Origin of the sequence: uncultured Actinobacillus sp., assembly GCF_945915845.1 — a bacterium.
In the GTDB taxonomy this organism is placed as follows: Bacteria; Pseudomonadota; Gammaproteobacteria; order Enterobacterales; family Pasteurellaceae; genus Exercitatus.
On the sequence record NZ_CAMEFX010000055.1, the window covers coordinates 1 to 10,268 of the forward strand.

Annotated in this window: 8 protein-coding genes; 3 read left to right on the forward strand and 5 right to left on the reverse strand. The window is 41.8% G+C overall.

The genetic code is table 11. The annotated features are described in order from the left end of the window. Positions 1 to 340: 340 nt before the first annotated feature. From lnt to galT, 5 genes are all read right to left on the reverse strand, one after another. Positions 341 to 1,873: an apolipoprotein N-acyltransferase gene (gene lnt, locus Q0O89_RS09565; protein ID WP_293731485.1), complete on the reverse strand. Its 1,533-nt coding sequence runs from the start codon at positions 1,871 to 1,873 to the stop codon at positions 341 to 343. Next, positions 1,866 to 2,780 (reverse strand): CNNM family magnesium/cobalt transport protein CorC, encoded by a 915-nt coding sequence (gene corC / locus Q0O89_RS09570; RefSeq protein ID WP_180338708.1) that lies wholly within the window; start codon positions 2,778 to 2,780, stop codon positions 1,866 to 1,868. Before corC ends, lnt begins: the two co-directional genes overlap by 8 nt. A gap of 140 nt (positions 2,781 to 2,920) precedes the next feature. Then, positions 2,921 to 3,943, reverse strand: a complete 1,023-nt coding sequence (gene galM, locus Q0O89_RS09575) for a galactose-1-epimerase (protein ID WP_293731486.1) — start codon at positions 3,941 to 3,943, stop codon at positions 2,921 to 2,923. Next, the gene (galK, locus tag Q0O89_RS09580) at positions 3,937 to 5,094 is read right to left on the reverse strand and encodes a galactokinase (protein WP_293731487.1); all 1,158 of its coding nucleotides are present in this window, start codon (positions 5,092 to 5,094) and stop codon (positions 3,937 to 3,939) included. The genes galM and galK overlap by 7 nt, the downstream gene beginning before the upstream one ends. Positions 5,095 to 5,138: 44 nt before the next feature. Further along, positions 5,139 to 6,182 carry a galactose-1-phosphate uridylyltransferase gene (galT, locus tag Q0O89_RS09585; protein ID WP_293731488.1) on the reverse strand — a complete coding sequence of 348 codons (1,044 nt, stop codon included), beginning with the start codon at positions 6,180 to 6,182 and terminating at the stop codon, positions 5,139 to 5,141. 268 nt (positions 6,183 to 6,450) lie between these two features. Between galT and mglB the strand changes: the two genes are divergently transcribed. The 3 genes from mglB (at position 6,451) to mglC (ending at position 10,069) form a co-directional block, all read left to right on the forward strand. Next, positions 6,451 to 7,443 (forward strand): galactose/glucose ABC transporter substrate-binding protein MglB, encoded by a 993-nt coding sequence (mglB, locus tag Q0O89_RS09590; RefSeq protein ID WP_293731489.1) that lies wholly within the window; start codon positions 6,451 to 6,453, stop codon positions 7,441 to 7,443. Positions 7,444 to 7,540: 97 nt separating this feature from the next. After that, entirely contained in the window at positions 7,541 to 9,049 is a 1,509-nt protein-coding gene (gene mglA / locus Q0O89_RS09595; protein ID WP_135709384.1) for a galactose/methyl galactoside ABC transporter ATP-binding protein MglA, read from the forward strand. A gap of 12 nt (positions 9,050 to 9,061) precedes the next feature. Beyond that, positions 9,062 to 10,069 carry a galactose/methyl galactoside ABC transporter permease MglC gene (gene mglC / locus Q0O89_RS09600; RefSeq protein WP_135709383.1) on the forward strand — a complete coding sequence of 336 codons (1,008 nt, stop codon included), beginning with the start codon at positions 9,062 to 9,064 and terminating at the stop codon, positions 10,067 to 10,069. Positions 10,070 to 10,268 lie beyond the last annotated feature (199 nt).

Below are 10,268 nucleotides of genomic sequence, written 5' to 3' on the forward strand. Positions count from 1 at the left end.
CGTTGTGCATTTTGCTGTTGTTGGCGTTGTTGTTGCTGAGCGTCAATTTGGTTTAGGTTGGGGTCATTCGGTGCAGATAATGCAGACAGAGAGAAAAGCAATCCTAAAATAGGCATAATTTTTAATGATAACTTTCTCTTTTTTCCTAAATTTTTATTCATATAACCTATTTCAACCTGTTAAACCTTTAACTTATTGTATCTTAATGAAAATCCATATGTATCGCAAGCTCTTAAGGGTAAATACCAGAACTTGAAACATGCCAATTAAGGATTTGGTGGTTAATATCTATATCGTTATTAGGGCGGAGATTAAATCCGCCCTAATGACCTTTAACCCTTTAAAGAGCCGTATTTTTCATCAATTTCCGTTTTAACAACGCACCTAAACCGCGTACTGCGATGAACAGGAAAGAGAGGATATACAAGGGGAGATTGCCTAATTTGGCGTAGGGGGTCCAACCTTGGGTGGGTTCAATACGCTGGGTTAGGGTGGTTTCGGTAAATTGTGGGGCTTGGGCGATAATTTTCCCCTGTTCATCAACAAAAACACTAATGCCTGTATTGGTGGCGCGAACTAATGGACGACCTAGCTCCAAGGCACGCATTCTTGCCATTTGCAAATGTTGCCAAGGACCGTGGCTATCGCCAAACCAAGCGTCATTGGATATGGTTAAGATAAATCCTGCTTTTCCGGCTAAGTTACGGCGAAGTTGCTCACCTAAAATAATTTCATAACAAATTGCCGGCGTAAAAAGTCGATTTTTTATATTCAGTGCAGGCTGAATTTCTTTCCCTTGTTGGAAGGCGGACATCGGTAAATTAAACACTGAACCTAATGGACGTAACAGGCTTTCTAGTGGGACATATTCACCAAAAGGGACAAGGTGGTGCTTGTTATAGCGTTGAGCGGTTTCTGCCTGATAAGCTTTATCGACAACCGTAATGGAGTTGAGTAATTTTCCCAGGTTTTCATCACGATAAACTGTCCCGATAATCACATCTGTATTGGCTTTTTGTCCTGCTTGCTTTAAGGCTTCAAAGAACGGTTGAATATGATTTTCGAGAGTAGGCAATGCACTTTCCGGCAAAATAATTAAGTCTGTTTTTCCCAGATGTTCAGCGATTTGTCGACTATAGATCTCAAGGGTGCTATTGAGATATTCAGGATCCCATTTGAGGTTTTGTTCAATATTGCCTTGCGCTAAGGTAATGTTTAAGGCTTTGTCTGTCTGTTTTTGAACATAATTTTGTTGTGACGAGTAGGCACTTAAAATTCCTATTATCGCCAGCATCGCTACATTGGCAAAAAAGGCATGCCATTTTTTTTGTGCTTGAACGAGTGCAGAAACGCCATTAAATATTACCGCACTTGTCCATAGGCTAAAGAAGGTTAAACCCGTGACACCAAAAATCGGTGCTAAACCATAAAATGGGCTGTCGATTTGACTGTAACCAAATTGTAACCAAGGAAAGCCTGTCAATACCCAACCACGCAGAAATTCGGTGAATGTCCAAATTACGGCAAAAATGACCGCACTTTGTACCTTAAAGCGTTGAATGAGATAGGTAAAAAGCATGGGGTAAAGTGAAAGATAAGCGGCGAGTAAAACCACTAAGCCGTAGCTTAACCATAAAGGTGATCCACCGAATTGATGGATGCTGACGTGTAACCAGCTGGTACCAATACTAAAAAAGCTGAGCCCCCACAAAAATGTTGCCCAAAGTGCGGTGCGTTTTTGGGAATGTTTGGCAATATAAATCAAACCTAATAATGAGAGATAGGTCATGCCCCAATAATCATAGGGGGAAAAGGCAAAAACGCCGATTCCTCCCGAAATCAGCGCAATCATAGAGACGAGTAAGTTACTCATTATTTTTATCTTCTTCCTCTTGTGATGTCATTTCAGCCAATAATTCATCGGTCACTGTCGCGCGTAATTGAATGATGCGGCGGCTGTCTGCAGACGTGACTTTAAAATGTACGTTTTCAAGGGTAATTTCTTCGCCGCGTTTGGGTAAATAACCAAAGGCTTGCATAATGACACCGCCAATGGTATCCACTTCTTCATCGGCAAAGTGGGTATTAAATTGGAGGTTAAAATCATCAATATCAGTGAGTGCACGTACGGCGTAAGTATGGCGCGATAATTGGCGGATATTGGCAATGAGTTCTTCTTCGTCAAATTCATCTTCAATGTCACCAACAATTTGCTCCAAAATATCTTCAATGGTAACAAGCCCTGATACGGCACCAAATTCATCCACCACAATCGCCATATGAAAACGTTCTGAACGGAATTCTTTCAGCAATCGATCCACGCGTTTACTTTCCGGTACAATTTCCACCGGACGTAGTAATCTTGGTAGATCAAATTCTTCCGCATCGGAACGTAAGAATTTTAATAAATCTTTGGCGTGCAAAATACCCAGTACATTATCGCGCTCATCGCTAATGACCGGAAAACGCGAGTGTGCTGTAGTAATAATGGTATCAAGGCAGCTTTCAAGATCTTGTTCTTTTTCAATAAAAACAATTTGGGCGCGTGGGATCATAATATCGCGTACGCGAAGTTCGGCAATTTCCATCACCCCTTCGATCATTTCACGTGTATCCTGATCAATCAATTCGTTTTGTTCGGAATCCCGAATAACCTCCACTAATTCTTCGCGATTTTTCAGTTCACCTTGGAAAAAACGCCCAAATAAGGATTGGAAAAAGGATTTTTTTTGATGTGTTTCTGTTTGAGTTGGATTTATCGAATGCTCTTCGTTCATAATATTTTAGTATGTTATTGTCGGATTGACGGATAAAAAAGTAGCATATTTTTCAAATGGTTGCTAGAAGAAATTTGAATATCATGTCATACACTGGCAAAGTGCGGTGAAAAACCAGGTTGATTTTCACCGCACTTTTGCGATTACAGGACAAATTTAAATCTTGTCCAGTGATGATAATGACTACCTGCTTTTGCCATACCGCCATATTGCCACCATTCTGGATGGTTTGGGGTATCAGGCAGGGCTTGGGTTTCTAAGGCGATTCCGCTGTAATCTGCATATTGTCCGCCATTTCTTGTGGGGGTTCCGGCGAGGTAGTTGCCCGTGTAAACTTGCAATGCTGGTTGGCTAGTGCTCACTTCTAGGCGTAAAGCTCGATCAGGTGAAGTTAAAATAGCGCAAGGTTTGTTGTGCTCTTGATTCAGTAAGAATGCGTGATCATAGCCTTTAGTGAGCAATTGTTCCTCTTTGAGGAAATCCTGTTGAATAGGTTTTTCCGTTCGAAAATCAAAACTGGTTCCTTGCACGGATTTTAAAGGGGCATTTGGAATACCTTGCCTATCCACTGGCAAAAATTGATCGGCATTAAGTTGAAGAAAATGTTGACGAACGTCACAGCCATCTTTACTGTCTTGTAAGTTGAAATAGGCGTGATTAGTGAGATTTAAAGGGGTATCTTGCTGATTGTCTGCTTGATAGCTGATTAATAAGGCATTATCCGCTTCTAGGGTATAAGTCACCGTGGCATTCACTTCGCCAGCAAAACCTTGATCTCCTTGGGGCGAATGATGGCATAGGTAAAGATGGTTTTCAGAAAAGTCTTTTAATTTCCACCGCACTTTATCCCAACCTGTTGCGCCGCCATGTAATTGGTGTTCGCCTTGATTTGGGGTTAAACCTAATTTGGCAGCGTGAGCAATGCGATTGGCATAACGCCCGATGCTTGCACCTAAATAGGCGGTTTGTTTTGGGTAGTCGTTAGGTTGGCAACCTAACAACACTTCGCGTAGGTTGCCATTTACAGGAACTTGGCAAGAAAGCCAAGTCGCGCCCCAGTCCATGATTTGAATGCGCATACCGCCTTCATTTTTTAGGGTGTAAAGACGAAAAGGCAAGCCGTCAGGGGCACAACCTATTTCTAATGGGGGATTTTCAGTTAGCATAAATGCACCCCTTGCGAGGCGGTACAGACGTAGAAACTTTCTTTCAGACCTGTCCGTTTTTCATAATTTGCTTCAATAACTTGACGAACTTCTTCCACTTTTTCCGTTGGGGCAAGTGCCACAATGCAGCCGCCGAAGCCTCCCCCGGTCATTCGCGCACCGCCTGATGTACCAATGACGGATTGTGCAAGTTCGACCAAATAATCAATTTCAGGTGTGGTGATTTCAAAGTCATCACGCATTGAAAGATGAGAGGCATTCATTAATTGACCTAAACGAGATATATCTCCCTTATTTAGTGCTTGCACCGCATCTAATACACGTTGATTTTCTGTGATCACGTGACGTGCACGCTTCGCCATTTCGGGATCAAGTGCGGTTAATTCTGCTTCTTTTTCAGAGAATTGTGCCACAGAAACATCGCGTAGTGCCTTAACACCAAAGAATTTTGCCGCGGCTTCGCATTGTTGGCGGCGTGTGTTGTATTCCCCTGTCACCAAATCATGTTTAACATGGGAATTGACGATAATGATCGCGACATTTTCAGGCACAGGTGTAGGTTGTGTCTCAAGGGAACGGCAGTCGATCATTAATAAATGCTCCGCTTGTCCAAGGGCGGAAATCAGTTGATCCATATTACCGCAATTGGCACCCACAAATTGGTTTTCAGCTTTTTGACCAATAAGGGCAATATCGGTATTACTTAGGGGTAAATTGCCCAATTGTTGACAAAATTTCCCCACAGCGATTTCAAGTGAGGCGGAGGAACTTAAACCGGAAGAATGGGGAACATTGCCGCTAATCACTAAATCTGCCCCTTGGGTAAACTCAGGGCAACGCGCTTGAATAAATTTCACCACCCCTCGAACATAGCCGGTCCATTTGGCATTGGCTTTGGGCTCAATGGGTTGATCAAGGCGAAATTCGTCGCTTTCTTGTAAGTCAGCTGCAAAAACTCTGAATAGGTGATCTTGACGCGGTGCGCCGCTAATTGATGTGCCGTAATTAATGGCACAAGGCATAACAAAGCCATCGTTGTAGTCCGTATGTTCACCAATAATGTTCACACGACCGGGCGCGTAAACATTGAGTGTTGGGGCTGTCTGATATTTTTCAGTAAATAATTTTTTCGATAATTCTTGTGGAAGCATAACTCATACCTATCTTTATTAGATGATTTAAAGTGCGGTGAAAATTAACGATGTTTATAGTGAATGTCAGATAACTCTCGCAATCTTGCAGCAGCTTGTTCTGCCGTTAAATCACGTTGGCTTTCGCCCAGCATTTCATAGCCCACCATAAATTTACGAACTGTTGCAGAACGTAACAATGGTGGATAGAAATGGGCGTGCAGTTGCCAGTGTTCATTTTCTTTACCATTAAAAGGTGCTGCATGGAAGCCCATGGAATAAGGGAAACTAATTTCAAATAAATTGTCGTATTTGGTGGTGAGTTTTTTCAAAATCACCGCTAAATCTTGGCTTTGCTCTGCTGTTAGTTCTGTTAAACGTTTTACGTGTGCTTTAGGTAATAGCAGGGTTTCAAAAGGCCATACAGCCCAATAAGGTACAACGGCGACCCAATGTTTGGTTTCTACCACAATGCGTTCTTTTTGTTCCAGTTCGCGTTTGGCATAATCCACTAATAAGATAGAGCCGTATTTTTCATAATATTTACGTTGATTTTCATCTTCACGCGCGACTTCATTAGGTAAAAAGCTATTTGCCCAAATTTGGCCATGAGGATGTGGGTTTGAGCATCCCATCGCCGCCCCTTTGTTTTCAAATATCTGAACCCATTGATATTGTTGACCTAATTCATTTAATTGTGCTTTCCACACATCAATGACATCTTCAATTTCACTTTCAGTGAGTAACGGCAAGGTTTTGCTATGGTCTGGAGAGAAGCAAATGACTCGGCTTTCTCCACGTGCTACGCTGCTTTGAAATAAAGGATCTTGTGATACTTCAGGCGCAGGTGAATCAACTAGCAAGGCAGAAAAGTCATTTTTAAAAACATAAGGTTTGCTGTAATCAGGGTTAGATTCGCCTGTAATTCGCTTATTTCTTGGGCAAAGATAACAATGAGGATCATGACTAGGTTTTTGTTCTTCTTGCACTTTTTCTTGCTGTCCTTGCCAAGGGCGTTTCGCACGATGAGGGGATACGAGAACCCATTGATCTGTGAGGGGATTATAGCGGCGATGTGGATGTTCAGTTGGATCAAATAATGTAGTCATAATAAGTCTCCATTCTTATATTTTCTTAATGATGACGTTAACATAGCATAAATTAATGGGGATAAATATAAAGAAAAATGGATTTTGTGATGGAGATCACAGATTTCTATACCGCTGAATGGGTTAATGTAAATTTGTGATGATGATCACAGATATTTAACATTTTAACCGTTATAGTTAAGGCCGGTTACATTAGTGCGTGCTTTCGTTGCTTAAGTCACGCCTGAGGTAGGTTTGTACTTCATTTTCTCTTATTAGGAGCAAATTTATGAAAAAATTAGGTTTAAGTGCATTAACTTTAGCATTGGGTTTAGTTGCCGGCGTGAGCGTTGCGCAAGCAGAAACAAAAATTGGGGTAACCATTTATAAATATGATGATAACTTTATGTCATTAATGCGCAAAGAAATTAGCAAAGAAGCAAATACATTAAAAGATGTTAAGTTATTGATGAATGACTCTCAAAATGCGCAATCTATTCAAAATGACCAAGTGGATGTGTTGATTTCAAAAGGGGTAAAAGCCTTAGCGATTAACTTGGTGGATCCAGCCGCCGCTTCCACCATTATTGGTAAAGCTAAACCGGATAATATTCCTGTGGTGTTCTTTAACAAAGATCCTGGCGAAAAAGCCTTGTCAAAATATGATAATGCCTATTATGTGGGAACAGATCCGAAAGAATCCGGCTTAATCCAAGGGGAATTGATCGCCAAACAATGGAAAGCTAATCCGGCTTTTGACCTAAACAAAGATGGCAAAATTCAGTATGTGTTATTGAAAGGCGAACCCGGTCACCCTGATGCGGAAGCACGGACGAAATATGTGATCGAGAAACTGGCAGAAGCAGGTATTCAAACTGAGCAACTCTTTATGGATACAGGGATGTGGGATGCCGCAATGGCGAAAGATAAAACCGATGCGTGGTTATCTAGCGCGAAAGCGAACGACATTGAGATGATCATTTCTAACAATGACGGTATGGCAATGGGCGCATTGGAAGCGGTAAAAGCACATGGTAAAAAACTGCCGATTTTCGGTGTGGATGCCTTGCCTGAAGTGTTGCAATTGATCAAAAAAGGTGAAATTGCGGGAACGGTGTTGAATGATGGTGTCAACCAAGGTAAAGCGGTTGTGCAATTATCTAATAACCTTGCGCACGGAAAACCTGCAGGGGAAGGCACGGCTTATAAAGTCGAAAATAAAGTCGTTCGTGTGCCTTATGTCGGCATTGATAAAGACAATTTATCTGAATTTATGAAATAAGATCCTTAGGTGGGAAACTCGAAGAATTTTGTCCGCACTTTTGGCGCGGTGGCGAGTTACCCACTTTAATTTTAACAAGAAATAGATGGGGTGATGTATGACGGCACAAAATCAAGAAGTGCTACTCACCATGACAAATGTGAGCAAGTCGTTCCCTGGTGTTAAAGCCTTGGATAAGGCAAATTTAACCGTGAAATCCCATAGTGTTCACGCATTAATGGGGGAGAATGGGGCAGGTAAATCTACTTTACTAAAATGCTTATTTGGCATTTACGCCAAGGATGAAGGCGATATTATGTTCCTTGGTAAGCCTGTCAATTTTAAAACATCGAAAGAAGCCTTAGAACACGGCATTTCTATGGTACACCAAGAGTTAAACCTTGTGCGCCAGCGTAATGTGATGGATAACCTTTGGCTGGGGCGTTATCCGCTGAAAGGGATTTTTGTGGATCACACCAAAATGTATAACGACACCAAAGCCATTTTTGATGAACTGGGAATTGATGTGGATCCGCGAGATAAGGTGGCGGATTTGTCTGTATCACAAATGCAGATGATCGAAATTGCGAAGGCCTTTTCCTATAACGCTAAAATTGTGATTATGGATGAGCCTACGTCATCGCTTTCAGAAAAAGAAGTGGAACATCTTTTCACCATTATCGCCAAATTAAAAGCACGCGGTTGCGGTATTATTTACATTTCTCACAAAATGGATGAGATTTTCCGCATTTGTGATGAAATCACCATTTTACGCGATGGGCAATGGGTGAATACCGTAGCGGTTCAAGATGTCACCATGGATCAAGTGGTGTCTATGATGGTGGGTCGAGAGCTAACACAACGCTTCCCTGAAAAAATTAATACGCCGAAAGAAGTGATCTTAACGGTGGAAAATTTAACCGCACTTAATCAGCCGTCTATCCAAGACGTTAGCTTTGAATTACGCAAAGGCGAGATTTTAGGTATTGCAGGTTTAGTCGGTGCAAAACGCACGGATATTGTGGAAACTATTTTCGGCGTACGTGCGCGTGCCGGTGGTACGGTGAAACTGCACGATAAAACGGTGGTTAATCACAGTGCGCTTGAAGCCATTAACAATGGTTTTGCCTTGGTGACGGAAGAACGCCGTTCTACGGGGATTTATGCCAATCTCAGCATCGAGTTTAACTCGTTGATTTCTAATATGAAATCTTATATGACCCAATGGGGTTTGCTCAGTAGCAAAAAAATGAAAAGCGATACCCAATGGGTGATTGATGCGATGAATGTGAAAACACCATCCCATAAAACCACCATTGGTTCACTTTCAGGCGGTAATCAACAAAAGGTGATTATTGGGCGTTGGTTGCTGACTCAACCTGAAGTCTTAATGCTTGATGAGCCGACCCGTGGTATTGATGTTGGGGCAAAATATGAAATTTATCAATTGATTATGCAACTTGCCCAAAAAGATAAAGGCATCATTATGATTTCATCTGAAATGCCTGAATTACTAGGGATTACGGATCGCATTTTAGTGATGAGCAATGGTCGAGTGGCTGGCATTGTTGAAACAGCAAAAACTTCACAAGAAGAAATTTTGCAATTGGCAGCTAAGTATTTATAGAAGGAATGTGGTATGGCTGGTCAAAAAACAAAAACATGGGATTTTTTCAAACAAAATGCGATTTATTTCGTGTTGTTGATTTTGCTTGGTGTCATTATTGCCCAAGACCCAAGTTTCTTAACGCTGATGAACTTCAGTAATATTTTAACCCAATCTTCTGTTCGCTTAATTATCGCGTTGGGGATTGCCGGTTTGTTGGTGGTTCAAGGTACGGACTTATCCGCCGGTCGCCAAGTGGGGTTAGCGGCGGTGGTTGCAGCAACCATGTTGCAAGCTATGGATAACTTTAACCGTGTATTTCCTAATTTACCCGAAATGCCGATTTTTGTGGTGATTTTGATTGTTTGCGCGATTGGCGCGGTCATCGGGTTGGTAAACGGTTTTGTGGTGGCTGTGTTAAATGTGACGCCATTTATTGCAACAATGGGGACGATGATTATCGTTTATGGCTTTAACTCTTTGTACTATGACGCTGTGGGCGGGTCACCAATTGCAGGTTTCAGCGAAAACTTCTCGTCATTTGCACAAGGGTTCTTCCGTTTCGGTAGTTTCAAACTCTCTTACATTACGATTTACGCCATTGTAGCAACCATCTTAATGTGGATTCTATGGAACAAAACCCGCTTCGGTAAAAACATTTTTGCCATCGGCGGCAACCCGGAAGCAGCGCGCGTATCCGGTGTAAACGTCACACGTAACTTATTGGTGATTTATACCCTTGCCGGTGTGTTCTATGCCTTTGGTGGGATGCTCGAAGCAGGGCGTATCGGTTCGGCAACCAACAACCTTGGTTTTATGTATGAATTAGATGCTATTGCGGCTTGTGTCGTCGGTGGCGTGTCCTTTGCCGGTGGTGTGGGAACGATTATTGGTGTCGTTACGGGGGTATTAATTTTCACTGTGATTAACTATGGTTTAACTTACATCGGGGTTAACCCATATTGGCAATATATCATCAAAGGCTCAATCATTATCCTTGCCGTCGCTATTGATAGCTTAAAATACGCGAAGAAAAAATAGGATGTAAAATATCAAAAAGAATAACCGCACTTGGGGGAAGTGCGGTCAATTTTTTAGGATATGCGCATTTAATTATAGGAATTAATACATCTACTGAAGATGAGCCTTTATCTAGTGTACCACTACATTTTGGAAACTTATATCTCTAATGGCTCAAAGAGTTGGTTTTAATTATTTTTCTAATTATTACCAACTCTTT

Coding starts and splice junctions, on each gene's coding strand:
- lnt (WP_293731485.1), bottom strand. CDS start 1,873: ATGAGTAACTTACTCGTCTCTATGATTGCGCTGATTTCGGGAGGAATC.
- galM (WP_293731486.1), bottom strand. CDS start 3,943: ATGCTAACTGAAAATCCCCCATTAGAAATAGGTTGTGCCCCTGACGGC.
- galK (WP_293731487.1), bottom strand. CDS start 5,094: ATGCTTCCACAAGAATTATCGAAAAAATTATTTACTGAAAAATATCAG.
- galT (WP_293731488.1), bottom strand. CDS start 6,182: ATGACTACATTATTTGATCCAACTGAACATCCACATCGCCGCTATAAT.
- mglB (WP_293731489.1), top strand. CDS start 6,451: ATGAAAAAATTAGGTTTAAGTGCATTAACTTTAGCATTGGGTTTAGTT.
- mglA (WP_135709384.1), top strand. CDS start 7,541: ATGACGGCACAAAATCAAGAAGTGCTACTCACCATGACAAATGTGAGC.
- mglC (WP_135709383.1), top strand. CDS start 9,062: ATGGCTGGTCAAAAAACAAAAACATGGGATTTTTTCAAACAAAATGCG.